Source organism: Undibacterium sp. Ji49W (genome assembly GCF_049340205.1).
Lineage (GTDB): Bacteria > Pseudomonadota > Gammaproteobacteria > Burkholderiales > Burkholderiaceae_D > Undibacterium.
The window spans coordinates 207,290-233,228 of record NZ_JBMPOW010000005.1 but is presented as its reverse complement, the minus strand read 5'-3'; the positions used below and the strand labels follow the sequence as shown (position 1 = coordinate 233,228).

20 protein-coding genes are annotated in these 25,939 nt (G+C 52.9%); 6 read left to right on the top strand and 14 right to left on the bottom strand.

Translation table 11 applies throughout. The features are described from left to right. Positions 1-8: 8 nt before the first annotated feature. From ACO0LK_RS08220 to ACO0LK_RS08210, 3 genes are all read right to left on the bottom strand, one after another. On the bottom strand, positions 9-1,778 hold the full coding sequence (locus tag ACO0LK_RS08220) for an ABC transporter substrate-binding protein (protein ID WP_422973970.1): 1,770 nt from the start codon (positions 1,776-1,778) through the stop codon (positions 9-11). A 91-nt stretch (positions 1,779-1,869) separates the two neighbouring features. Further along, positions 1,870-2,691: a substrate-binding periplasmic protein gene (locus ACO0LK_RS08215; RefSeq protein ID WP_422973968.1), complete on the bottom strand. Its 822-nt coding sequence runs from the start codon at positions 2,689-2,691 to the stop codon at positions 1,870-1,872. Positions 2,692-2,723: 32 nt separating this feature from the next. Next, complete coding sequence (locus tag ACO0LK_RS08210) at positions 2,724-3,641, bottom strand: 1-aminocyclopropane-1-carboxylate deaminase/D-cysteine desulfhydrase (RefSeq protein WP_422973966.1); 918 nt, start codon at positions 3,639-3,641, stop codon at positions 2,724-2,726. A 76-nt stretch (positions 3,642-3,717) separates the two neighbouring features. Here ACO0LK_RS08210 and ACO0LK_RS08205 point away from each other — a divergent pair, with 76 nt between their 5' ends. Together ACO0LK_RS08205 and ACO0LK_RS08200 are read left to right on the top strand one after the other, a co-directional pair. Further along, positions 3,718-4,380 (top strand): GGDEF domain-containing protein, encoded by a 663-nt coding sequence (locus tag ACO0LK_RS08205; protein WP_422973964.1) that lies wholly within the window; start codon positions 3,718-3,720, stop codon positions 4,378-4,380. Between the two features lie 93 nt (positions 4,381-4,473). Next, positions 4,474-6,468 carry a CocE/NonD family hydrolase gene (locus ACO0LK_RS08200; RefSeq protein WP_422973962.1) on the top strand — a complete coding sequence of 665 codons (1,995 nt, stop codon included), beginning with the start codon at positions 4,474-4,476 and terminating at the stop codon, positions 6,466-6,468. A gap of 57 nt (positions 6,469-6,525) precedes the next feature. Here ACO0LK_RS08200 and ACO0LK_RS08195 read toward each other — a convergent pair whose 3' ends face one another. Next, on the bottom strand, positions 6,526-7,398 hold the full coding sequence (locus tag ACO0LK_RS08195) for a DMT family transporter (protein ID WP_422973960.1): 873 nt from the start codon (positions 7,396-7,398) through the stop codon (positions 6,526-6,528). A gap of 695 nt (positions 7,399-8,093) precedes the next feature. On the opposite strand from ACO0LK_RS08195, the gene ACO0LK_RS08190 reads away from it, so the two are divergent. Together ACO0LK_RS08190 and ACO0LK_RS08185 are read left to right on the top strand one after the other, a co-directional pair. Next, positions 8,094-9,827, top strand: a complete 1,734-nt coding sequence (locus ACO0LK_RS08190; protein ID WP_422973958.1) for a rhamnogalacturonan lyase B N-terminal domain-containing protein — start codon at positions 8,094-8,096, stop codon at positions 9,825-9,827. Between the two features lie 153 nt (positions 9,828-9,980). Next, positions 9,981-10,556, top strand: a complete 576-nt coding sequence (locus ACO0LK_RS08185) for a hypothetical protein (protein WP_422973956.1) — start codon at positions 9,981-9,983, stop codon at positions 10,554-10,556. 13 nt (positions 10,557-10,569) lie between these two features. Here the strand turns inward: ACO0LK_RS08185 and ACO0LK_RS08180 are convergent, their stop codons facing one another. The 8 genes from ACO0LK_RS08180 to ACO0LK_RS08145 form a co-directional block, all read right to left on the bottom strand. Continuing rightward, positions 10,570-11,379, bottom strand: coding sequence for a TatD family hydrolase (locus ACO0LK_RS08180; RefSeq protein ID WP_422973954.1), 810 nt, complete (start codon positions 11,377-11,379; stop codon positions 10,570-10,572). 21 nt (positions 11,380-11,400) lie between these two features. Further along, positions 11,401-11,616 (bottom strand): hypothetical protein, encoded by a 216-nt coding sequence (locus ACO0LK_RS08175; protein ID WP_422973952.1) that lies wholly within the window; start codon positions 11,614-11,616, stop codon positions 11,401-11,403. A gap of 8 nt (positions 11,617-11,624) precedes the next feature. Then, complete coding sequence (locus tag ACO0LK_RS08170; RefSeq protein WP_186945906.1) at positions 11,625-12,380, bottom strand: LytR/AlgR family response regulator transcription factor; 756 nt, start codon at positions 12,378-12,380, stop codon at positions 11,625-11,627. 22 nt (positions 12,381-12,402) lie between these two features. After that, a complete protein-coding gene (locus ACO0LK_RS08165; protein ID WP_422973949.1) occupies positions 12,403-13,761 on the bottom strand; it encodes a sensor histidine kinase in 1,359 nt (452 codons plus the stop codon). Positions 13,762-13,915: 154 nt separating this feature from the next. Continuing rightward, a complete protein-coding gene (locus ACO0LK_RS08160) occupies positions 13,916-14,347 on the bottom strand; it encodes an ANTAR domain-containing response regulator (protein ID WP_422973947.1) in 432 nt (143 codons plus the stop codon). 154 nt (positions 14,348-14,501) lie between these two features. Next, complete coding sequence (locus ACO0LK_RS08155; RefSeq protein ID WP_422973945.1) at positions 14,502-16,964, bottom strand: prolyl oligopeptidase family serine peptidase; 2,463 nt, start codon at positions 16,962-16,964, stop codon at positions 14,502-14,504. Between the two features lie 149 nt (positions 16,965-17,113). Further along, complete coding sequence (locus ACO0LK_RS08150) at positions 17,114-18,523, bottom strand: M16 family metallopeptidase (RefSeq protein WP_422973943.1); 1,410 nt, start codon at positions 18,521-18,523, stop codon at positions 17,114-17,116. A 4-nt stretch (positions 18,524-18,527) separates the two neighbouring features. Beyond that, a complete protein-coding gene (locus tag ACO0LK_RS08145) occupies positions 18,528-19,856 on the bottom strand; it encodes a M16 family metallopeptidase (RefSeq protein ID WP_422973941.1) in 1,329 nt (442 codons plus the stop codon). Between the two features lie 488 nt (positions 19,857-20,344). On the opposite strand from ACO0LK_RS08145, the gene ACO0LK_RS08140 reads away from it, so the two are divergent. Then, positions 20,345-21,874 carry a peptide MFS transporter gene (locus ACO0LK_RS08140; protein WP_422973939.1) on the top strand — a complete coding sequence of 510 codons (1,530 nt, stop codon included), beginning with the start codon at positions 20,345-20,347 and terminating at the stop codon, positions 21,872-21,874. A 58-nt stretch (positions 21,875-21,932) separates the two neighbouring features. Here the strand turns inward: ACO0LK_RS08140 and kdpE are convergent, their stop codons facing one another. Beyond that, positions 21,933-22,625 carry a two-component system response regulator KdpE gene (gene kdpE, locus ACO0LK_RS08135; protein ID WP_422973937.1) on the bottom strand — a complete coding sequence of 231 codons (693 nt, stop codon included), beginning with the start codon at positions 22,623-22,625 and terminating at the stop codon, positions 21,933-21,935. Between the two features lie 31 nt (positions 22,626-22,656). Further along, on the bottom strand, positions 22,657-24,966 hold the full coding sequence (locus tag ACO0LK_RS08130; protein ID WP_422973935.1) for an ATP-binding protein: 2,310 nt from the start codon (positions 24,964-24,966) through the stop codon (positions 22,657-22,659). A gap of 220 nt (positions 24,967-25,186) precedes the next feature. Here ACO0LK_RS08130 and ACO0LK_RS08125 point away from each other — a divergent pair, with 220 nt between their 5' ends. Beyond that, entirely contained in the window at positions 25,187-25,927 is a 741-nt protein-coding gene (locus ACO0LK_RS08125; RefSeq protein ID WP_422973933.1) for a hypothetical protein, read from the top strand. Positions 25,928-25,939: the final 12 nt, after the last annotated feature.

Genomic DNA, 25,939 nt, shown 5'->3' with positions numbered 1-25,939 from the left:
CCGAGGACTTACTTGCTCTTTTCCACATCCAGAAAACGCCAGTCACCGCGCATGATGGGATGCGTCTTATAGCCCTTGACCCAGGGCTGTATCAACCAGTTACGGACGCGCCACAGTTCCAGGCTGTGTACGGTATCGGCTTCCAGCAGTCTTTCCATGGTGTTGAAGACTTTCTGACGTTCCGGGCCGTTCGGCATCATGCGGGCCTTTTCATAGGCGGCATCAAAGGCTGCTGATTTATAGCAGCCATGATTGCCGCGATAGGCGTTATTGCCGTAATACAGTTCCATGAAATCCATACCATCCGGGATGTCGGCGATATATCCCATGCCAAACATCATGAGCTTGCACTGGTAAGCGGATTTCAGGTTGTCGGCAAAACCGGCTACCGGAAATTCAGCGCGTATGCCTATCTTGTCCAGCGAACGCTTCCAGACTTCCATGCGGGCATAGTCCTTGGTCTTGGGGGCGGAATGAATGCGCAATTTCAGTGGTGAACCATCGGGCATGCTGCGAAAGCCATCAGCACCACGTTTATAACCAAATTTATCCAGCAGCTTGTTGGCCAGATTGGGATCGTAGGCATTGCTGTTGCGATAGGTACTGTCATGTCCTGCCACGTCAGGCGGCACCATGGATTTGGCCTTGATGGCTTGCCCGAACCAGACCTGATCAATTTCTTCCTGATGGTTGAAGGACAGGGCAATAGCGCGTCGCAGTGCGATTTTTTCTTTGGTATAGCCGCCTACGGTCGGGTCCTGGAAATTGAAGAAGGTACGGGTGATGCCGGGGTCTACCGTACGATACAGCCGCAGACCCTTGGCTTCATATTCCGGCTTCAGTTTGCCCTGATCCAGCAATTTGACGGATGCTGCCGGTACCAGCATTTCAAAGTCCAGCTGACCGGAATCAAAGGCCAGCCAGCGTGACTGCTCTTCTTCTATGATGGCAATCTCTATCAGCCCAACCTGCGGCATTTGCTTGCCCTTCATATCCTTGATGATTTGTTTGTCCCAGTCACTGCCGGTACCCTGAAAGTCCCAGACAAAACCACGGTATTCGGGATTCGCTTCCAGAATGATTTTACTGCGCGGCACATACTGCTTGAGCATATAAGCACCGGTGCCTACCGGGTGCTGGTTGACGGCTTCGCCATAATGTTCAACCACTTCACGCGCCACAGCACCCCCCATGGGTTTGGCAAGGTAGTAAATCAGGCCAAGGTTTTGTGCTTTCAAACGAATGATCAGGGTATACGGGTCTGGTGTTTCCAGCCCGGCAACTGGCTTGTCATAGTCGAACTTGCCGGATTTTTTGGCAGCAGCCACCAGTTCATCCAGACCAACGATCTTGCCTTCAAGGATATTCGCCTGCGTGGAGCGATTGTTCGGGTCCACCAGGCGTTTGAAGGTATAGGCATAATCACTGGCCAGCAATTCCCTGCGCTGGCCTTTGAAGGCTGGATCAGGTGCGAAATAGATGCCCTTTTTCAGCCGGAAAGTCATGGTTTTGCCATCATCACTGATGTCAGGCATGGCGACAATGGTGTTGGGCACCAGTTTGACCGGACGTGCCAGATAATCATAGGTCACCAGTCCCTCGAAAATGGCATCTGACACCCAGTTGGAATAGGCGCTATTGGTGCGCATGGCATCAAAACCATCATCGGCAGCTTCAAACGACAGATGCAGGACTTTATTCGGATCGGCTGCCGCCATTGCCGGCAAGCTCAGGCTACAGACTAATGCAGTCAACACGGCACTCAGGGATGATTTCATCGTCTATGGAAGAAAATGGTAAAGGCAGCAGGATACCGCTAATGGCAGCGCAATTTCAAACTTAATCTGCGTGGCGGCCTCATTCCAAACCCTAGCGGGATGAGAGCCCGTACCGGCGCATGATCTTGTCGATATCGCCATTGTCCTGCATGCTCTGGATGGCAGCATTGATCTGTTCAATTTTCCAGCCAGACTTATGTGACAAGGCACACTGGGTATGCACGATGGCAAAAGCGGTTTTAGATACTTTGTACAAAGCACGCTTGTCGGGATAATTTTTAAAATAGCCTTCGATTTCACTGTCGGAACTGATCATGGCATCTGCCCCTCTCAGACTCAGCATACGAAACATGCCCGGTACATCGGTCAGGTCCACGCGCTTGATTTTTCCTTCTGTCAGTTGTGTACCTATCTGTGGATAATGGTAGCCCAGTTGCACTGCCAGCTTTTTGCCTTCCAGTTGCTGAGGAAAATTTTCAAGGGCAGGTTTGTCTGCCATCACCACCACTCTTTCCACCTGGGGAAAAGTTGGCAAAGACCAACTGACTTCTTTCGGCAAATCAAACCAGCCCGGGCTGGAATAACACATGAGGTCCGCTTCACCCTGTATCACAGCATTTTCGATGCGGCGTCGCGAATAGGCGGCATAACTGACCTGTGCTGATAGTTTTTTTGCAAGCAGGTCAGTAAAATCCTTTTGCAAGCCACCAGTCAACTGATGGTTTTTGTCGAAGATGTTGAGCGGGTAATCCAGATTTTCATACACGGCTACACGCAACTGGACATCGGTCGCAGAACTGGCAACAGACAGGCCGCCCAAACAGAAAAACAGCAGTGTGCCAGCCAGACACAGATGGCATTTGCGATCAGGTTTGGCACGGGCTGGCCAATATTGTCCCCGTTGTTGTCTCATTATTATTTTTTCTTCAAACATTCATGCCTGTATTATGCCGGTATTGAGGCAAATCCACGCCGTCCTTGCAAGCCACCAGTATGTATTGCAAGCACGCGCGCATCTGCCGCCAGACAGCGATCATGCCACAACTGGCGCAGTGCAAACAGCATTTTCCCGGTATACACAGGCTCCAACGGGATGCCGGTTTCGTTTTCGAAATCAGTACAAAACTCCATCAGTTCTGGCGTGACACGGGCATAACCGCCCAGATGAAAATCTGTCAACAGACGATAATTCTGGTGGTCGGGATAGCCTGCCTCACTCAGCAGGCGGGCAATCTCATCTTTCAGATATCCGCCATTGCTGATGGCAGCCACGCCTATGACCTGTGAACGACCGGCCAGGCCTGCCAGCACACCTGCCAGGGTCGCGCCTGTGCCACAGGCCAGAACCGTGTGGGTGGGAACGAAAGGCAACTCTGTTACCAGTTCGGCCACACCACGCAAGGCTTGCGCGCTGCTGCCACCTTCTGGCAGCCACAGGGTTTCTTGTTCGGGCATAGTCAGATGAGCTCGCCAGGCATCTGGCTCACTACGCAACTGCCGGTACGCTTCACGCGTGACAAATTTTACCTGCATGCCCAACTCGCGGATATCGTCCAACATGGCGCTTTGCATGCCGTCTGCCCCTCGTATCAGGGCTGTCGCAGTCACACCGGTCATACCGGGCATACCGGCCATGGCGCAGGCATGTGCCAGCGCATGCAAATGATTTGACCAGATGCCCCCCATTGACACAATGTGCACAGCCCTGCCCTGCACCGCCAGCAACGGATATTTGAGCTTGCGGAATTTGTTGCCCGACACCTGGGGATGCAACAGGTCATCACGCTTGATCCATAAGTCCATGCCGGGGAATTGTCTGCTTTCGACACGCTGGCAGGGGGAGACTTGATTTGAGGGCAACATTCTTGGCAGAAATACGGTGGTCAATGGTAAAGTGCGATTGTAGCGCCTGGCGCTAACCATCATCGCTGGAGAGGACATGCCGCCGGATAATACGCAAATTTTATTGAATGCACGACAGCAACTGGATCAATTGATCAAGCAAATCCGTACTGAGAAGCAGCAAACCGACTTGTTGCCTGCGCTGGAAACGGTATTGACGCAGCTCGACAGCATGGCCAGGCATGACCACCTGACAGGCGCATTGAATCGCCGTTCATTGATGGGTATGCTGGAAAACGAACTGGCCCGCTCTTTCCGCACCGGACACACCTTCACGCTGGCATCCATCGCCATTGACGGACTGGAACAGATACTGGAGCAGCATGGTCAGGCCGTGGCAAAGCTGGTATTGCAGAGGGTATCCAAAGAAGCACTGACCATGTTGCGCACCCTGGATTCTTTTGGCCGCGTCGCTGCCAATGAATTTGCCATCGTCATGCCGACCACCTGGCTGGAAGCCAGCCGCAAAGCCATAGCCCGCCTGAAGCTGCGTATTGAACAAGTGGATTGGGAAAGCATTGCACCGGGGCTGAAAGTCAGTTTTTCTACCGGTCTGACAACCAATGCCCACAAGGACACAGCCGAAAGCATGCTGAAACGGGTCGGCTCTGCCCTGGTGACTGCCCGTGCCCTGGGTGCCAACCAGATTTCAGAAATTGAGCCTCCCCTGCCAGATTACGATCCCAATGCGGACAATTAAGGTCTGTTAGCCATTGATTAGCCATTGAATAGGGAACTTGTTCGCGTAAAAACGCACCAAGCTACTCATAATCTTATAATTCCAGGGAAAACCATGATCAAGTCTGATTTGCAGCGCATGCGGCCCAAGCATGCGCTTGTCCCGCTATTCCTAAGTGCCGTGCTGGCTAGCATGGCTGCACCTGTAGTGGCCGCCACGACTGCTGCCACCAGTGGCATCAGTGTCGCCAGTCTGACAACCGCAGCCAATCTGGCCGACGACAAAGCAGACCAGATCAAACAGCGAGCGGACTATATCCGCAAGAATTACGCCAAGTTTGAATACCGTATCCCCATGCGCGACGGCAAGCTGCTGTTCACCGTCGTGTATGTACCGAATGATGCCAATAACAACAAACGCTATCCCATCCTGCTGAACCGCACCCCGTATTCGGTCGCCCCCTACGGCGCAGACCAGTACAAGACCCAGATGGGTCCGACAGCCGAGTATGAAAAAGACGGCTTCATCTTTGCCTTCCAGGATGTACGCGGCACTTATATGTCGGAAGGTGAATTCGTCAATATGCGTCCGCACATAGACCAGAAAAAAGCTGTGAGCGATATCGATGAAAGTTCAGATACCTACGACAGCATAGAATGGATGATCAAGCATTTGCCCAACAATAATGGCAAGGTTGGGCAATGGGGCAATTCTTATCCTGGTTTCTACACCTCGGCAGGTGCCATAGACAGCCACCCGGCCCTGAAGGCAGTGTCACCACAGGCCCCGATTGCGGACTGGTTCCGGGGTGACGACATGCATAGAAATGGTGCCTTCAACCTGCAAATGGCATTTGGCTTTTTCTACAGCTTCGGTCAGCCACGACCACAACCTGTAGGCAGCACAGGCTGGAAGAATTTCAACTTTGGCACGCCGGACGGCTATCAGTTCTTCCTTGATCTGGGTTCGATCGCGAATGCAAATACCCGCCACTTTAAAAATGGCATCCCGTTCTGGAATGAGATCACGGCTCATCCCAACTATGACCAGTTCTGGCAAAGCAGGAATATTTTGCCGCATCTGAAAAACATCAAGGCAGCCGTGCTGACCGTGGGCGGCTGGTATGACACCGAAGATCTGTATGGCCCGCTGAACACCTACAAGTCCATAGAAAAACAGAATCCCGGCATACAAAACACGCTGGTGATCGGCCCCTGGACGCATGGCGGCTGGTTCCGCAGTGATGGTGACAAAGTGGGTGATGCGAATTTTGGTTACCGCACTGTGGAAACCTATCAACCCATAGAACTGGCATTTTTCAAACACTACCTGAAAACCGGCGACAAACCGGCATTGCCCGAAGCCTGGATGTTTGAAACCGGTGCCAATCGCTGGCGCGGGTTTGAGCAGTGGCCACCGAAAGAAAGCAAAGACCAGGCACTGTATTTCCAGGCCGATGGCAAACTCAGCTTCAAGGCCCCTGCCAATCAGGATGCACAGTTTGACGAATACATCAGTGACCCTGCCAAACCGGTGCCCTATACCACCGAGATAGGCACGAGCTGGAGTAAACAATACGTGGCCGCCGACCAGCGTTTCGCTACCCGTCGCCCGGATGTACTGACCTGGCAAAGTGAAGTGCTGGAAAAAGACGTGACCCTGGCAGGGCCTCTCGCGGCTGATTTATTCGTCAGCGTGACTGGCACGGATGCCGACTTTGTGGTCAAGCTCATCGACGTCAACCCGCCCAACCTGGAAACCGATCCACAGACCAATCGTGGCAATCAGCAAACCCTGGTCCGCGGTGAGCCTTTCCGTGCCCGTTTCCGTGATGGTTTCGAGACCGCAAAACCGCTGGTACCAAACCAGGTCACCAAGGTGAAGTTTGGTATCAATGATGTGTTCCACACCTTCCAGCGCGGGCACCGCATCATGGTGCAGGTACAGTCCAGCTGGTTCCCGTTCATAGACCGTAACCCACAAAGCTTTGTGCCGAATATTTATGAAGCCAAAGACAGCGACTTCATCAAGGCCACGCACAAGGTGTATCACAGCAGCAGCCAGCCTAGCGCCCTGCATGTGAAAGTCTTGCCAGCGCTGGATCAATAAAAAATGCCGGTCATGCCTCTGGCAGGCATGACCGGCATTTCCAATCAGGATGAAACTTTACTGTAGCTTTTTTGCTGGCTGGAACACCACCAGCCAGGTTGCCAGTACCACGCCCGCACAACCTATCGCTGTATTGAGCGTGATGCTTTCCTGCAAAAACAGATAACCCCACAGCAAGGCAAACAGCGGTATCAGGAAAGTCACCGTCAGCGCCTTGGTCGGCCCCAGGTCCGCCATCAGGCGGAAATAAATCAGGTAGGCAACCGCGCTGCACAAAAGCGCCAACGCAATAGCCACCATGATTATCGTTGTCGTGATCTCACCCCTGACCGGTGCCAGTGGCAGGAAAGGCAATAAGACAAATGCCGCCCCTACCTGTGAACCAGTGGCCATTTGCATGGCGGTCATACCGCTGAGTTTTTTCTTTGTATAAATGCCGACGATGGAATAACAAAGTGTCGCCCCGACACAGGCCATGACTGCCAGCACCAGCTTGCTATTGAATTCCACTGGCCCCAGCCGCACCAGGAAGGCGACACCAAGCACCCCTATCGCCATGCCCGCCATCTTGCGCAGGGTCAGTTGTTCGCCTAAAAACGCAGCACCCATCAGTGCACCCCACAAAGGACTGGTGGCATTCACGATCGCCGAATACCCGGCGGGAATACTGAGCGCCGCATATGAATACAGCGCAAAAGGCAGGGCAGAATTGATCGTTCCCAGTATCAGGAAAGATTTCCAGTTGCTACGGAAATTCATCGCCCTGCCGGTAATCACCATCATGGTCAGCAAAGCAGCACCGGCCAGGCCAACCCTGACTTCGGCACTCCACAATACACCGACCACGGGAGCCAACACCCGCATGAACAGGAAAGACGCGCCCCAGATAGCCGCCAGGGAAATCAAACGTAATAAATCAGCACTGCGCATAAGCTACTCCATAACAATCAGGCAAGCAGCTTAACAAACTGTGAAGAAAGCTGCTGGCAGCTTTCGGACATGGCAGGAAACCTGGTGCAACGCAGCAGAATATGCGAGTAATTTGCATCGCTCAAAAAAATGATTTATTGCAATATTTGCCTCTTCTGTTGCCGTATTGAATTGACACATAGAACACAGAAAATAATACTGAATTCATTACAAAAGACTTGTGCAGTAGCGCCGCAAGCATTATCGCCCCAGCTATCTCGCCACAAGCAAAACTGCTTTCCAGCAACGCAATACAGAGTCTGAAGGTGATCATGATGATCGCCTGCGACAGACTAATCGTATCAGGCTGTACCGACGTTTCAGATTACCAGACATCTTGCTGATGCCTGGTGGCTGCTTGCATCCGTTTTTTTTATAACGCCTTTCTTGTGTGTGCTTGATCATAAAAATGAGCACCAAAATGAGCACAAAAAAACTGACCAAGAAAAGACTGGTAGCAACACCACGCACCGCACGATCACAGGCTTTATCAGGATTTGCGCTTCAACATGCGATGCATGGTGTGTCGCAAAAGTCATATCAATCACAAGTAAAGGAGAAAACTGCACAGCGACACAGGGACCCAATCACAAATAAGCACAAATAAGCACAAGAAATCACAACAAGATTCATCCAATTAAAAACAGGAGACAAAATTGAAAACAGGAAAATTACGCAGCTTCTGGCTAAGCTGCATATTGCTGGGCCTGCTGGCAGGCTGTGGCGGCAGCGACGGTAGCAAAAGCGCACAAACAGGAAGCACGCTGACAGCGGCGGTTCCGCCTGTGCAGGCACCACCGGCCAGCAGCTTTGGCCTGACTTCGGACACCAACTTCTACACCGTGGATACCGGTGCCGGACTGGTGTTCAAAATCCGCCGTCTGGACAATGGTGTCAGCACCCAGTCGGCTGGCGACATTGCATCGCTGATCTATAACGGCGTGCAATACCAGGACCAGTCCCGTGGCTCACAGGTAAATAGCGGCTTTGATTATCTGTACACAGGTATTTCTGCTGTCACGGTAAATGCCGATGTCATCAATACCGACTACATCCGCATCACGGTACAGGCTGGCAATCTGACCCATTATTACCTGGCAAAGAATGGCAGCCCGCATATCTACATGGGCACCTACTTCACCAGCGAACCCGACACGCTCAATCTGGTACGGTATATCGTACGCGTGCCGGTCGGCGTGCTGCCCAACGGCCCGGGGCCATCGGATCTGCGCAACACCACCGGCGCCATCGAATCCAGCGATATCTTCGGCATGGCCAATGGCGAGACACGGTCCAAGCATTATTCAAACATGCGCTTGAAAGACTGGTCTTACATAGGCGGTACCAGCAGCAGCGTCGGCCTGTGGATGGTCAGGGACAATAATGAAGGTGGTTCCGGCGGCCCGTTCTTCCGCAGCCTGCTGAACCAGATCACGTCCACCAACCAGGAAATCACCTATATCGTCAACTATGGAGAAAACCAGACCGAAGCATATCGCCCCGGCATACTGAATACCTATACGCTGGTATTCACGGGTGGTACTCCTCCAGGCGCACTGGATACGTCCTGGTTTGCCAACATGGGTATGACGGGTTACGTGCCTGCGTCATCCCGCGGTGCGGTTGCTGGCACAGCCATCAATGGCCGCGATACCAACTATGGCTATACGGTAGGCTTTTCAAATGCAACAGCGCAGTACTGGGCCACGGCAAATGCCAGCGATGGTTCGTTCAGCAGCCCGAACATGATCCCTGGCACCTATACCATGAAGATCTATAAAAATGAGCTGGCGGTGGATAACCGTAGCGTCACTGTCAGTGCTGGCAGTACGTACACCGCAGGGGCCATTACCATTACCGGCGACCCCAGCAGCAGTGCTGCAATATGGCGCATCGGTGACTGGGATGGTTCACCTGCCGAGTTCCTGAATGGCGATAAAGTCACTACCATGCATCCATCGGACGTGCGCATGAGTTCGTGGGTACCAGGTACCTTTGTGGTTGGCAGTTCTACTGCTGCTGCGAACTTCCCGGCCTATCAGTGGAAAGCAGTGAATGGCACTTACACCATCAAGTTCAACCTGACAGCCAGCCAGATTGCCGACCATACACTGCGGGCAGGCATTACCACTGCCTATGCGGGTGGCCGTCCGAAGGCGCAGATGAATGCCTGGGTATCTGCCAACCCTGCTGCATCAACCCAGCCATCCAGCCGTACCCTGACCGTCGGCAGCTATCGTGGCAATAACACGATGTATACCTTCAATATCCCTGCCTCTGCATTTGTGGTGGGTGAGAATACTTTGACACTGACTGCCATCAGTGGCTCCAGCGGTACCACTTACCTGAGCCCGGGATATTCATATGATGCGGTAGATCTCTTGCAATAACTCTCGTCATTGCAAATGCCTTTCAGGCCAGCGGTACTTTCGCTGGCCTGATACATTCTGGTACAGGCAAATTTACCAACATGTTAGACTTTCAAGCTCGATTCTTTCACTCTCCTTTCACCTTCCATTTGCAAGCGCGACAGAAAATCCACCATGACCACTGCCAATCCTTCATCCATGCTGATCGGCGTTGCCGTTGGCGCTTTTATTCTGTGGCGTATCGTGTCGCGTATCCGGCGCATGGTGGGCAGGCAAAAATATTCCGGCATACGTGCACTGATCACGGTATGCATTTTCCCCTTGCTGATCGCTCTGGTCATGTTCGGTGCCATGCGTCATGAAGGTAGCGTGCTGATCATGCTGGGTGGCCTGGCTGTTGGTACCGGCCTGGGCATCTATGGCCACCGTCTGACCAAATTTGAAAACAGTCCGGCAGGCAAATTCTATACGCCGAATGCACACCTGGGCATTGCCCTGTCAGTCCTGCTGCTGGGCCGCATTGCCTGGCGCATGGGGGCGCTGTATTTCACGACACAGTCTTTCAGCGCGCCGCCAGGTGATTTTTATGGCAGCCACCTGACCCTGTTCCTGTTTGGCATGCTGGCTGCTTATTACATTAGCTATGCCATCGGCCTGTTGCGCTGGTCACGCAGTTTACGGACCACTAGCCCGTCCGTCGCACCAGCCGTGACGATAGACATTGTAGAAGACGCCGGCAAACCCTCATAAGCGCCACGGCGTTTTAAGCCGCCAACGGCAGATTAAAAAACTGCCCGGTATTCAGACGCACCTGCTGGGCCAGTGCCGTAGCTGATATGCCAAAAATGCTGGCCACGGCTTCGAGTACGACCGGCAAGTACATGGGTTCATTCCGTCCCTCTTGCGGTTTCACGGGCAAGTTACGTGGCAACAGGAATGGGGCGTCCGTTTCTATCATCAGCTTTTCTTTCGGCAAGAACTTGAGCGCCTGACGCAAATCATCACCACGACGTTCATCGCAGACCCAGCCGGTCACGCCGATGTGGCAATCCAGATCCAGGTATTCACGGATTTCTGCCGTGTTGCCGATAAAGCAGTGCACCACGGCACCCTTCAGTTGTGAGCGGTATTGTTTCAACAGCGCAAAAAACGCATCATGCGCTTCACGCTCATGCAGGAACACTGGTTTCTGCACACGCACGGCCAATTGCAATTGCGCTTCAAAGCAGAGCAATTGCTGCGCTTCGGTCGAAAACATGCGGTTATAGTCAAGCCCACATTCACCAATGGCAACCACGCCTTGCCTGCCCGCCAGTTGTTCTATGGTTTTGGCGCAACCGGCGTTCCAGTTCTTGGCTTCATGCGGATGCACACCTGCTGTACTGCTCAGGTAGCCGGCATAAGTTTGTGTCAGCGCATGGGCGTCACGGCTTGCACGTTCCGAGGTACCTGTGACGATAATGTGTTCCACACCGGCCTGCCTGGCCCTGTCAATGACGGCATCCAGGTCGGCATGAAAACGATGATGTGCGAGGTTGGCACCGATATCGATCAGTGTATTTTTTTGTTGCATTTGAGATTCCTGTTATTGTTATTATGGATTAGTACAGGCTCGCTCAATCATGGATGACTGAGGATATTCTGAAGCAGAAACTGCGGAAGAAAAATTGTCTGGATCAATCCAAATCTTTTTATTTAAAATGATGACGCTGGTTTCAACGCCAGCGCCATCATAAATCTGCTTGCTCGAAAAAGCCAAGCCATTCCTTGCCGGTTGTGGGATTTTTGCAAACCCAAAGACCAAATTCACAGGCTAATTTACATTGGTTTAAAGCGCCATGCATACGCCTGACTGACCTTGAGCTTTTCTTGCGAGCCACGGATTTCTACCGTATATTTTCCCAATTCATCTCTGTGGGCGCGGGTAATCGCATCGGCGCGTACTACGACGCCACGGTGAATTTGCCAGAAAATGTCCGGGTCCAGGCCGTCCATCAATTCCTTCAACGGCTTGCGCACATGGGCTTCATCGTCGGCACAGACCACTCTGGTGTATTTTTCATCCGAACTGAAGAACAGGATTTTTTCTACCGGGAACATCTTGATGGTATCGCCCACGCTGGCACTGATCCAGCGTATGCGTTCAACGGTGTTGCTGCGCAGGCGCTTGTCCAGTTCTGACATCAACTGGCTGACGTCAGTCACCGGCTGCTTGCTGGCGATGCGTTCTTTCAGGCGCGCTACGGCTTCTTGCAGGCGGATTTCGGATATCGGCTTCAGGAGATAATCCACCGCACCGGCAGCAAAGGCATCAATGGCGTGGCTGTCATAGGCCGTGGTGAACACCGCATGACAGCGCCCCTTGACCGCATGCGCCACATCCAGCCCGGTCATGCCGGGCATGCGGATATCCAGGAAAGCGATATCGGGTGCTTCATGGTGTATGGCTTCCAGGGCTTCGGCACCGTGTTCGCATTCAGCCAGTATTTCAAGTTCTGGCCATACTTTGGTCAACATGCGGCGCAATTCCTTGCGGGGCAAATCTTCGTCATCGGCGATGATGGCTGTGGTCATGAAATCACTTCCTAAATTTAAATCAAGCTTCAAGAGGTAACAGGATGGTCGCTGCAACACCACCTTCTGCCCTGGCTTTCAATACCAGGCTGGCGCGCTCGCCATACATGGAGGCCAGGCGTTCATGGATATTCGCCAGCCCTATGCCAGACCCGGAACTGCTACCGGCAAAGCCGACACCGTCATCCTCCACCGTCAATTCCAGCATGGGTGTACCTTCTTTTTCCATGCGTCTGGCATGAACGGCGATATGTACCGGACCTATCTTTGGTTCCACTCCATGCTTGACGGCGTTCTCCACCAATGAAATCAGCATCAGCGGTGGCAGGGCGGCATCGTTCACCTCGCTGTTCACACTGTAACTAAGACGGGGAATGCGCGCGTGCATCAAACCCAGATAGGCACTGGCAGCTTCCAGTTGCTGTTTCAGCCTGGCCTGGGCGGAACTACCGTCATTACGCATTTGCGGTATGGTTGCACGCAGGTAATCGACCAGATGATCGACAATCGCCGTGGCACGTTGCGGCTCCGTCAGGATAGCCGAACGCACCCCCGCCAGGGTATTGAACAGAAAATGTGGTTCTACCTGTGCCGCCAGTACCGACAGGCGCAGTTCTGCCTCACGACGTGCATCTTGTGCCTGCTGTAGTTCTTGCTGACGCATGACTTCCAGCATGCGTTTTTTCTGGCGGAAAAAATACCAGAAATCCACGGCACCACCGGTGTAAAAGATCAGACTGCTGGATACGAGCAGGGAAAATCCCTGCAAAATCAATTTCAGCGTTGGGGTGTGTTCCAATTTGCTGTCGATTTCCTTGCTATCCGCAGGTCGCTCAGCAGTTTCGGCAACACTCGCCTGCGCGGTGACAGCAGCTGGCCGGCCCGTTGCATCCTTTGTATTTTTTTGTCTGGTACTGACAGAACCAATGACCGCCAATTCCACACCTGGACTGCCCTGCACCAGGTATTGGGTTGCATAGTTGACGCCAGAAAGCACACCATAACTACATGCCGCCCCCAGCAACAAGGCTGACAGCAGGGCGATGACTTCCTTCTTGCCCGTATATGCCCGGCTCCTGACCCAGACCGCCATGGCTGGCCCCAGCAGGTGCAGGGCAGTACTGCCCAGGGTAAGGGGGATGAAGACCGCCAGGGTCTTGCGCATATTTGCGTCCGCCAACCAGCCAATCACCAGGACCAGCAGATCAATAATGGCAAAAAAACCTATCCATGCCTGGGCGCGGTAACGGAACCAGGTGCGAGAAAACACCGGATAATTGCGGGCACGGGTCAGCCAGGTTTCGCTGCGTGCCGTCACTTCGGATGGCAGCAGTTGTTCTGAAGTATGCAATTGTTTGGACATGGTATTAGAAAAAGACATCGCTATTCCCCGATCAAGTTTTGCTTAGTCTAGAACCGGGAAACCTGGAATAGAAATGATGCGATAAAACCCACGGACAAGGGATGAAACCTGATTTTATGGGGATAAACTAAGTGGGCATAAACCAAGTGAGAACAAACTCAACAGGGAGAGCTCAGCCGCCGTCGGTTTCGCCCTGGCCTTCCGCCTCTCCCTCAGCTACGGCAGGTCTTTGCTGTTTGGCAATGCGCAATATGGTATTGCGTATGGACGTCAGGACTGCGACCGAATTGAAAGGTTTGACGATAAAGCCATGTACGCCGCGTTGCTGGGCTGCCTGCAAGGTGGCTGCATCGATTTTGGACGACACCAGAAACAACAGGGTTTTGGGCAAATCGGCGCGCAGCTTGTCCAGCAGTGCCAGGCCCTCGGTATCAGCTTCACCGACATCAACACAGATGACCTGGGGTTTGAGTTTGATGATGCGTGCCAGACTGGCCGGGCTGAGGTTGGCGTCTCCCACCACCTCGTGACCACCGTTCACCAGGACAGAGGCGAGTAAATTGCGGGCGACGGCGTTAGCGTCGAGAATGACGGCTTTAAGCATGGGAAACCGTGTAAATAGTATGTCTGCATATTAATGCAAAACATTAAGTTCATGTGCAAAAGGCAGCAGATCTTGCGAATCTGCTGCCTTTTTTAACATTTGAGACGTCTGCGGCTTAATACTGTCACTCAATGTTGCCGCTCAATGTTGCTCATTAATCCCTGCTGCTGTCCGGCTTGGCATTCTTGACATAGGTTTCCAGCCAGCGATCCTGTTCCCACAACATGTGGAGTATGGATTCACGGGCGCGGTAGCTATGGCTTTCATTCGGCAGCATGGACAAACGGGTGACGCCACCCAGCCCCTGTATGGCCTGGTACATGCGTTCACTCTGCATGGGGAAAGTACCCGGATTATTATCCTGCTCGCCGTGGATGAAGAGGATGGGGTCCTTGAACTGGTTAGCAAAATTGAATGGCGACATGTCCTGGTAGACCTTGTTGGCCTTCCAGTAATTCCGGTCTTCGGACTGGAAACCAAACGGTGTCAGGCTGCGGTTATACGCACCCGAGCGGGCAATACCGGCACGGAACAGACGGGTATGCGCCAGCAGGTTGGCCGTCATGAAGGCACCATAACTATGACCACCGATGGCAATGCGGTTACGGTCTGCCACACCCAGGCGCACCACTTCGTCCACCGCTGCCTCGGCATCCATCTTCAACTGTTCCAGGTAGGTATCATTCGGCTCTTTCTTGCCTTCACCGATGATGGGCATGGTTGGGCCATCCAGCACGGTATAACCGCGTGCCAGCATGGCATGTGGGCCATTGTAGGAAATGCGGTTGAACTTGTAGGGTGAACCGATGACCTGGCTGGCAGCCTCTGCCGTTTTGAATTCACGCGGGTATGCCCACATGATCATGGGGCGCGGGCCGTCACGTTTCGGATCATAGCCAGGTGGCAGGTAAAGGGTGGCCGTCAGGTCAACACCGTCTTCACGTTCGTAACGGATTTGCTGCCGCTTCACGCCCTTGAACTGTGGCATGGGGTGCGGGAACTGGGTCAGCGCACGCGGTGCGGCATTGCTGCTCAGGTCATGCAGGTAGAAATTCGGCCTTTCTTCATTCGCTTCGCGGCTGGTGACAAAACTGCTACCCTTGTCATTCAGCAAACCCAGCACTTCTTCATAATACGGTGCTTGCGAACGCCACAGACGGTTCGCCTGTTTGCTGGCAAGATCAAATTTATCCAGGAAAGGTCGATCACCTTCAGGGCTGGCACCCGTGCCCGTCAGGAAGATGGCCTTGCCGTCCGGCGTGGTACGCAATACCTGGCGACCCATGGCATTTTGCGTCATCACGGGCGCGCCGGGGTTGGCATACTGATCTTCGTATTTACGGCTGAACAAGAGTTCCGGCTTGCTGTCGGCTACGCCTGGCTGTACACGCCAGGTGCGGGTATCCTTGGTCTTCGCCCAGTTTTCGGTGACCAGTGCCAGGTTATCGTTGCCCCATTGCACACTGCCAAAGCGCCAGGCCAGGTCCATGATTTTCTGGGCCTGTCCATCGAAAGGTGCTGCCTGCTGGAACAGGGCATCGTGCACCTTGCTATTCACTTCCGGATCACCGCCGGCTTGTGCTTCCAGCCAATACAGGGTGGCAGGTTTGTCGTGGCGCCAGCCAAAATCGCGTGGCCCTGCCTGCACGGCATCCATTCCGGTTGGCAAGCGCTCACGCATCGGGCGTTCTGCGATTGTTTTTACTTTCTTGCCCTGGTTGTCCCAAATTTCTATCAATTGGCCAAAGCGATCCATAGGCAACATGGTCGAATACGGACGACGCAATTGCGTGGTCAAAATCAGTTTGCCATCCGGCGAAGCCAGGGATTTAATCAGCGTCATGGCATTGCCTATGCGATGCAGCTCGCCCCTGACATTGACAAAACCAAGTTGCGTCTGCAATTGCCAGTCCAGCACATCGCTGTCACGCGGGGTCTTCAGCATGTCGGGATAAGTACGGTTCTGGCTGGCCTTGCCACCCTTGCTTTCTTGCGTATTCGGCCCGCTTGGAACAAAGCTGGAGGCTGCCAGTTCTTTCTGATGCAAAGGCAGGAGCCTGACCAGCAATTTGTCCGAGCCTTCTATCCAGGAGAACCCCGGTCCTGTGATCGCATTAAGCTTGTCTGCCATCAGGCGACGCACTGCCGCCGTCCTGACATCCATGAGCCACAGTTCCACACCGTTATCTACCCATATGCTGAAAGCCAGCCAGTGTTCATCTGGCGACCAGGCAGTTTCTGCAATCTTGACCTTGGCCGGCAGGCCAGTGACTTCACGCAGCTTGCCGGTGGTGACATCCAGCAGGCTCATGCCATTGCCAAAATCAAAATGGCTGGCTGCACGGGTACGTGGATTGATACGCAGGCCAGCCAGCTTCAATTCTGGCTGGGACACATCGGCAATACTGGGCAGGCCCGGCAGGTTCAGCAACAAAGCCGTCTTGCGCTGCGGTCCGAGGCGGAAAACCGGCCCCCTGGGCGCATCCACCACGGCCTGCAATTCTGGCGGCGGTAACTGATATCCTGATTCATTGGCAGTAGCGGCAACTACCTGACTGGAAGAAGCTGCCACCAGGCTAAGTGTGGCAAGGAAAAACAAGGGTTTGAAACGAAACATAGAAAACGGTCCTGGTCTCTGATTTTGATACTACAGGCTTAACATGAAGACATGTTATTGGCTGTTAAAAAAACGACCGCCCCTTACACAGGGGCGGTTTTTATTTACTGGTTTTAAAACATGGTTCTATTGCAAATAACGACTACAACTCATTTGGCGACAGGGGCAAAACCATTCGCCGTAATATCCAGCTCACTGACTTCACCATAGCTGGCAGCGATGCTGCGTATGCTTTCTGCTTTGCCTATCAGTAAGATTTGCAGTTTATCGCGTGGAAAATGTTTGTCCACTAATTGTTTTGCTTTTTCCGGGTTCAGACCATCAACATCCCGCGTGAAATTATCAATCTGTTCACGACCGACTTTAGAAACATACATATCACTTAACAAACCGGCCAGTTGCAGGTTGGTTTCAAAGCGCGGCGGGAATTGCCCCTTGACATAGGCCTTGGCAGATTCCAGGGTGGCAGCATCGATACCCTTGTCCCACAGGCGCTGATAGGTTTTGGTCGCCAATGCCAGTGCCGCTTCGGTTTTGGGGGTAGCGGTAAAGCTCGATACGGCAAAAGTACCGGTATCCGTCAGTGTGAAAAAACTGCTGCTGGCACCATAGGTCAGCCCAGAATTGACACGTAACTCATCATTCAGCCATGACGTAAAACGACCACCAAGTATGGTGTTGATGACCTGCAAAGGCACATAGTCCGGATCATTGCGGGCGATACCGGCACCGCCAAACAGGAAGGTGGTTTCAGCCGCATCAGACTTGTTCACCAGCCAGACCCTGGCCTTGTCAGCCTGTACTTTGCCCTTGGCTGCGGTTGCCGGCAAAGTTCCTGCCGACTGCCATTTGCCAAACAGTGTTTCCAGCTGCGCACGCATGGCAGCAGGCTTGAAGTCACCCACCACGATCAGGGCAGCATTATCTGGACGATAATAATTTTTATGAAAACTGCGCGCATCCTGGGTCTGCAAGGCTGTCACGCTGTTGACCGAACCCGCCACCGGATTGGCATACGCTGCATTACCAAACAGCATGCTGCGGTAGTAATTTTGCACCACATTGCGCGGACTTTCCTTGGCCTGCTTCAAGCCATCGACAGTACGTGCACGCAATTTGCCAAATTCTTCTTCGTTGAAGCCGGGATGCTGCAAGGCATCGGCGATGATGGGCATCAAGGTAGCGGCATCGTCCCTGGCAAATTCTGCCGTCAGCGCCGTCGCTTCGGCACTGGTGGTACTGGAGATCTTGCCACCCCGAAAATCAAAACTCTGGTCCAGCGTTTTTTTGTCATATTTGCTGCTGCCCAGCAGCAGTGTTTCACCGGTCAGGTTGGATAAGCCGGACTGGCTGCCATCATTGACTGCACCGGCCTTGACCACGGCCCGCATGGCGATCAGAGGTACGTCGTGGCGCTCCATCAGATAAATAGTCAGACCATTCGACAGTTTGGCAGTTTCAAACGCAGGCAGACGAAAATCGGCGGCATTGCTGCTGGTAACACACAAGCCGAGACTGGCGCTGGCCAGACTGCATGCAAGAATTTTTTTGCTGATCATCTTCTTATTCCTCCACTGCGGCAAGTACACCGACAGTACGTTGTGATTTTTTGAAATATTTCGCGGCGACAGTTTTGATATCTGCCACAGTCAGCTTGCGATAAGCCTCGGGCGCATCAAATAATTTTTTGTAGTCACCGAAAAATACTTCGTACTCACCCAGTTGCGCGGCTTTGCCATTGATGGTTTCTTGCGTGCGGTAAAAATTCAGCAGCTTCTGGTTTTTCACTTTCTGCAATTCTTCTTCGCTGATGCCATCTTTGATCAGACGGTCTATTTCTGCCAGCAAGGCTTCTTCCACCTTCGCTGCCGGCACCTTGTTGGCAGCCACAGCAAAGAAATTGAACAGGCCAGGATCGAGCGCCTTGCCCTGGTCCGAACCGACCTGTGTCGCCAGACGCTTGTCCACCAGTGCCTGATACAGGCGCGAGGTGTTGCCGTCTGTCAGAATGCTGGAGATCACATTCAGTGCATAGTAATCAGGGTGGTTGGTGGCTGGCACTTTGTAAGAAATCATCAGGTTGGCCGCAGTGGCCGATTCCTTGCGCACAAACACGCGTCGCTCGCCTTTTTGTTCCGGCTCCACAGTACGTACTGCTGGTGGCAAGGCACGCTTTGGTACATTGGCAAAATACTGTTCAGCCAGACGCTTTACTTCGTCGGCCTTGACGTCACCGACGATGACAGCCACGGCATTATTCGGCGAGTAATACACATTGAAATACTTTTGCAGATCATCCTGGGTCCATGCCTTGATATCGGATTCATGACCTATCGTCGGAACCGAATACGGATGGGCGCGAAAAGCCGAGGCATACACTTCACCCCACAAGGCGCGCAGATTGGAATTTTCCAGCCCGGTGCTGCGTTCCGACAAGACCACGCCGCGTTCGCTTTCCACCATCTTGGGATCAATGCTCAGATTGGCGATACGATCACTTTCCAGATCAAAGATGGTCGGCAGCGACACGGCAGGAAACCAGTCCTGGTAGACCGTCACATCATTGCTGGTATACGCATTATTGGCACCACCGTTTGCTTCCATGGTGCGGTCAAACTGCTTGGGACCAAATTTTTTGGAACCGTTGAACATCATGTGTTCAAAAAAATGCGACAGGCCAGTGATGCCCGCTACTTCATTGCGGGAACCAACTTTCCAGTAGGTATACATATTCGCATTGGGAATGGTGGTGTTCTCCAATACCAGGAACTTCATGCCATTGGGCAGCGTGAAGGTTTTCACCTGCTCTACTGTTACCGCCTGTGCAATACCCGTCATACCCACTACACCGCACCACAGGCTGCCGGCGGCAATCAGGTTTTTCCACTTCATCGTTCTCTCCTTGAGTTTCTTTGTTCCTGGACGGATTCCATCAAATCTGTTGCAAACTGCTCAGACCGGGTTCAATTCATGCTTTAGTAACAGGATTCAAAACCACACTACACAGCGCGCAGGTCGGTTTCGGCACAAGTACACAGTATCAAGACAGCGGCACATTTCGACCATTGACTCTCGTTACGCCCCAGACAAAAGGCAGCAACAAAGCACATATTTATTATTCTTTTAATACCAATTCTGCAAGCAGCTGTAAGCAAATGTAAGTGAAATACGATGCATCATGCCATATTCAGACGACGATATCTGCACAATGTTTGTGCAGTAATTTTTGCTGCGGTGCGACATATGTCTTTTTATTTGGCCTTTTTGTCGTGGTAAGCTACGCGCCGAATTGAATCAATTCATATCATTTAATGATACACAATGAAAAAAATTTTGCGACATAAATTACTTTTAATACAAAATAAACACTGGAGAGCACTTTGAACAAAATTCAAACGCCAGCCGCACACACTATTCTGGGACATCCGGATAGCCTGTTTGTGCTGTTCTTCACAGAAATGTGGGAACGGTTTTCTTATTACGGCATGCGCGCCCTGCTGGTACTGTTTCTGGTCACCACCGTCGACAAGGGCGGCTGGGGCTGGAGCCGTGCGGATGCCACCGCCCTGTATGGCTGGTACACCGGCCTGGTGTACCTGACCCCTATCCTGGGTGGTTATATCGCCGATCAGTTACTGGGCAGCCGTCGCTCTGTCGTGCTGGGTGGTTTCATCATTGCCGCCGGTCATGCCTGCCTGCTGTTTGATACACCGGCAACCTTCTACACCGGCCTGGGTCTGGTAGTCGCCGGCACCGGTTTGTTCAAACCAAATATCTCTGCCATCGTTGGTCAGTTGTATACCAAGGACAATGAAGGTGGCCGTGATGGTGGTTACACCCTGTTCTACATGGGCGTCAACTCCGGTGCTTTCTTCGGTATCCTGTTGTGCGGTTACATCGGTGAAAAAATATCCTGGCCCATGGGCTTTGGTCTGGCCGGTGCCTTCATGATACTGGGTGCGATCCAGTTCTATTTTGGCCAGGGCATCTTTGGTGATATCGGTCTGGCCAAGTCACAACAAAAAGTAGATGCTGTGGTGGCAGAAGAAGCCGCACCCCACATCGTGTCTGACCGTCTGGTAGCCATTTGCGTATTCTCTTTTTTCACCATCTTTTTCTGGTTTGCGTTTGAGCAGGCCGGTGGCTCGATGACGATTTTTGCAGCTGACTACACCGACCGTGCACTGGTTGGTACCAGCGGCATGGCATTTAAAATCGTCAACAGCCTGATGACCGTCATTCCGACCATCATCCTGTCCTGGCTATTGCTGAAACTGTTTGCCGGCACGGCAAAGCGCTACCTGCTGTCGAATGCCTTGCTGCTGCTTTGCATAGGCTTGATCTGGGCACTGGTGATCTGGATGCTGCGTCGTGAATTTGCACTCGACCAGTCGAGCGTACCTGCGACCTGGTTTGGTGTACTGAATTCTTTTTTCCTGGTGATCCTGGCACCGATGTTTTCCAAGATGTGGGAAAAATACTGGAACCCTAGCGGCCCGGTCAAATTTGGGGTTGGCCTGATCTTGCTGGGCCTGGGTTTTGCAGCGCTGTCTTACGGTTCTGCCAGCATCCCTGCCGGTGCCAAAACAGCGAGTGTCAGCATGATTTTCCTGATCGCTGCCTACTTCTTCCATACCATGGGTGAACTCTGTGTATCACCAGTCGGCCTGTCGTATATCAGCAAGCTGGCACCGCCACGTCTGCTCGGCCTGATGTTTGGTGTCTGGTTCCTGAACACTGCCATTGCCAATAAACTGGCAGGCTTCAGCGGCAGTTATATCGACGACATCTCCAAGCATTATTCGATGTCCATCTTCTTCCTGATCTTTACACTGATCCCGATCGCAGCAGGCGTCGTACTGATGTTGCTCGACAAATGGATGAAAAAGAAAATGCACGGCATTCACTAAACTGCCTGTGCATAAAAAAACCCCGTGCCATGATCCATTGCACGGGGATTTTTTTATGCTAAACCGACGTCAGCAAGCGATAACCGACCGCCGTCTCCGTCAATAAATATACCGGCAGATTCGGTTCATCTTCCAGTTTTTGCCGTAGACGCCCCATGAAAATCCGCAGGTAATGGCCATTCTCTGTATTCGACGGCCCCCACACTTCACGCAATAACTGCGGATTGCTGACCACCCGGCCAGGATTGGCAGCCAGTACCGCCAGCAAGCGGTATTCAGTCGGGGTCAAATGTACGACCTGCCCGGCCTTGCTGACCAGCTTGGCCTTCAAGTCTATCTTGATATCGCCAAACTGCATCAGGCCATCACCTTCGCTGGGGCGTTGACGGCGCATTGCCACCCTGACCCTGGCCATCAGTTCCGCCACGCCAAAGGGTTTGGTCAGATAATCGTCAGCACCCGCATCAAGGGCTTTGACCTTGATGTTTTCATCATCGCGCGCCGACAACACAATCACTGGCACCTGTGACCATTTACGAATGTCACGAATGAAATCCAGGCCATCACCGTCGGGCAGGCCAAGATCAAGCACGATCAGATTGGGCTTGCGCGTACCGGCATCGATCAGGCCACGCATCATGGTCTCGGCCATGAACACCTGCCAGCCCTCGGCTTCCAGCGACATCCTGACGAAGCGACGTATCTGTGGTTCATCTTCGACCAGCAGGGCGATGTTGCAAGGTTCACTCATGGGTATTTCATCCTAAAACAGGAACTAGAACTCATTCCATTTCCATCTCATCCAGCGCGCCTATATCTTGCAGGTCGCCAAGTGGCAACCGGAACTCGAAACAGGCACCGCCCTGGCTAGCCGGTCGGGCACATATCTTACCACCGTGGGCTGCTATCACCGCACGGCAGATGGACAAACCGAGACCCATGCCAGGTTGTGCCGATTCGCGTTCACCACGGGTAAATTTTTCAAAGATGGCTTCTTCCTTGCCTGCCGGCAGGCCCGGGCCATTGTCCGATACGCTAACCACCAACATGTCATCGCTACACTCGGCGGCGATAGTGATCATAGTGCCGGGCGGTGTGTATTTGCCGGCATTTTCCAGCAGATTGCACAATACCCGTTCCAGCAACAGGGCATCATACTGCACCAGCGGAATGGCATTTCCCATACAGACCTGTAGCTGATGCCTGCTCAATGAAAACTTGCAGGCACGCACGGCACTTCCTACGACTTCCTGTATTGCTTGCCATTGCAAATTCAAGCGTACCTGACCACTTTCCATACGGGCCATGTCGAGCAAATTATTCACCAGCCGGTTCATGCGCAAGGCTTCATCACGCAGGGCCAAAGCCAGCTCATGCTGCTGACTGCTCAAGTCTGGCTTGGTCAGCGTCAGGGTTTCAGACAAACCGACCAGCGAAGTCAGCGGCGTGCGCAAATCATGCGACAAGGCAGACAACAGCGAATTGCGCAGGCGTTCGGACTCCATCGTCACCAGTGCGTCTTGCGCGACTTCGACATAGTGCACCCGTTCCAGCGCAATCGCCACCAGAGTGGCAAAGGTATCCAGATGCTTGCGTTGTTCAGTGATGTGCATCCATTTGCTGTCGCTTGCCTGCACCACCAGGACACCCCGTGTACGCATGGGTGCCACCAGTGGCAGATACAGTATGCTGGCCGCTGCTTCATGAGCAGTCCCGGGACCGGTCAATTCCGCACGTTCAAATGCGGCTTGTGCCAATTGCATATCCAGTGCACTCATATTCAGGGCATTGCCATATTCCGGTCCAAATTCCGCCGGATATTGCAAACGTCCGCCAGCGTCCGGCAATAACAGGCTGGCCCTGGCCTGGAAGGCATCTTCAATGAAATTGCGGCAGATATCGCTAATCTGCTCAGTCTGCAAGGCGGCTGACAGGGCACGGGCAAATTCATTGATGGCACTGGCGCGCAAGGCACGGTATTCGGCCACCCGGCTCTGCGCGCTGACATCCGAAATGAGCTTGGCAGCCATGCCACCCAACAGCAGGATCAAGCCCATTGTCAGTGCATATTGCCAGTCATTGATCCAGAAAGAAAAACGCGGCTCGACAAAAAAGAAATCAAAACACAGCGTCATCAAGACACTGGCCAGCACCGCCGGACCACGCCCCATGCGCATCGCAACGGCCATCACAAAAAATAGCAGGATCAATGCGGTGTTGGCAGGTTCTATATACGACTGCCAGGGCCAGACTACCAGCACCGTCAACAGGCTGATCGCTGCGGCACGCAGGTAAGGCTGGCGCGTCAGTGTTCTGGCCGCCGGCATGAAATATTCCACACGACTGACGCCCTGCCGCTTGCGTGTCACAGGCTCGGGTTTACTCACCTGCCCTTCCCCTTTGATACGGTCGGCATTGCGCCGTATCGCCAGATTGCGCAAGGCCATCAGATGACCTTTGCGATACAGAGGCTCAGTCACATCGACACCTGTGCGGCGTAACTTGCCATGTTCAAAACGTGCGATCAGTTCATCGACGGGTACATCCAGCAAAATTACTTCATCTGCATTATCGAATACGCTGTCCGGTATGGTTTGGGTCAGAGTTTGCGTCGGTGTTTTCGTCAGTGTCTGCGCCACCTTGGTAATGGCGATGACAGCTCCGTGCAAGCCTTCCAGATCCTGCACATTGACTGTGGTGTAGACATCCGTACCCGCAGCCAGCATATCGCGCACGTCTTGCCAGCGAGTAGCGTTCTGCATGACATGACTATCACCAGCCACATTCGAATGTGCCAGTTCATCAATGAGCAAAAGTTCAGGCTTGAAATCGAGCGCGGCAGCCAGGTCAAATTCTCCATGGCACAACAACATGGAATCCGGAGCAGCCAATGACTGTAATTCTGTCTGTAAAGTGATTACATCAGCAGGCTGGCTTGCAGCCAGGTGAACCAGAACTTTTCGTCCCAGTGCCAATTTCTGGCGAGCGGCGTTAAGCATGGCATAGGTTTTACCGACGCCGTTCACGGCACCAAAGTAAATACGCAATTTTCCCTGAGGTTCTGGCGTGGCCGGATGTGTGTTCGCGTTCATCAAATTTGCCAGTCTTATTGTTCGTTTTTGTGCAGCGAATTGTGCAGCTAATTGTGCAGCTTATTGTTCGTCTTGTGCACGATAACAGCAACGGTAAATTCCCGCATCAATTACCACGTCATGTTTACTTTATGTTTACGCCCGTTTTCAAACTCGTTACGCAGCATTTACGCCTTCGTTGCTAAGCTGTCTTCATCGCAAATCAGTCATGGAGAACGCAATGAACGAGACAAAAACCAGCCTGGCGACACGCCTTCTGCACGGTGCAAAAGACCTGGTCTGGCAAGACGATATACCGGCACGCAACAATCGGCAACCAGGCCCGGCTAATCAGGAAACCACGCCAGAAAATCCAGCCACGCCGGTGACCGGCAGGGTCACAAAACAAGCTGTCGCCGATCCTGATGAAACGGCAATGAGCAAGGAATTACTTGCGCTGGTGATGGAAAGGCCAACCGCCTATTCCGCACTGGCGGAAGCCATCACTGCATTGGCTGAATTGCCTATGGATGAAGCAACCCGCTATCGCTCTGCCTTTGCAGTGCTCAGGAAAACCCAGCAGCGTACGGTGGAACAGGTGATGCAAGCTATCACCACCCATATCGATGTGCTGACAGCAGAACAGAACCGGTTTTCCAGCCAGTCGCATGCTGCTGAAGAAGCGGAAATTCATGCCCGCCTGCAAGAGGTCAAGGCACTGGGTAGTGCCATCACCCAAGGCCGGCAACAGATAGAACAGTTGCGCATTGAAGCCGAACAACGCATCAGCAAAGTACAGGAAGACCTGGAACGTAAACAGTCACGTGCAGCCGAGCTGGAACGCGAAGCCGACATAAGAAAAAAAGCCATAGAAAAAACCGTGCAGGACTTTGCGCAGGCAGCAGGCATCGTCAAGGCCAGACTGGACGCCGATCAGTTGCGAGTCAGTCAGCACCTTGGCACCTCAGTCGCTAATGCCTGAGGCAGTTAGCAA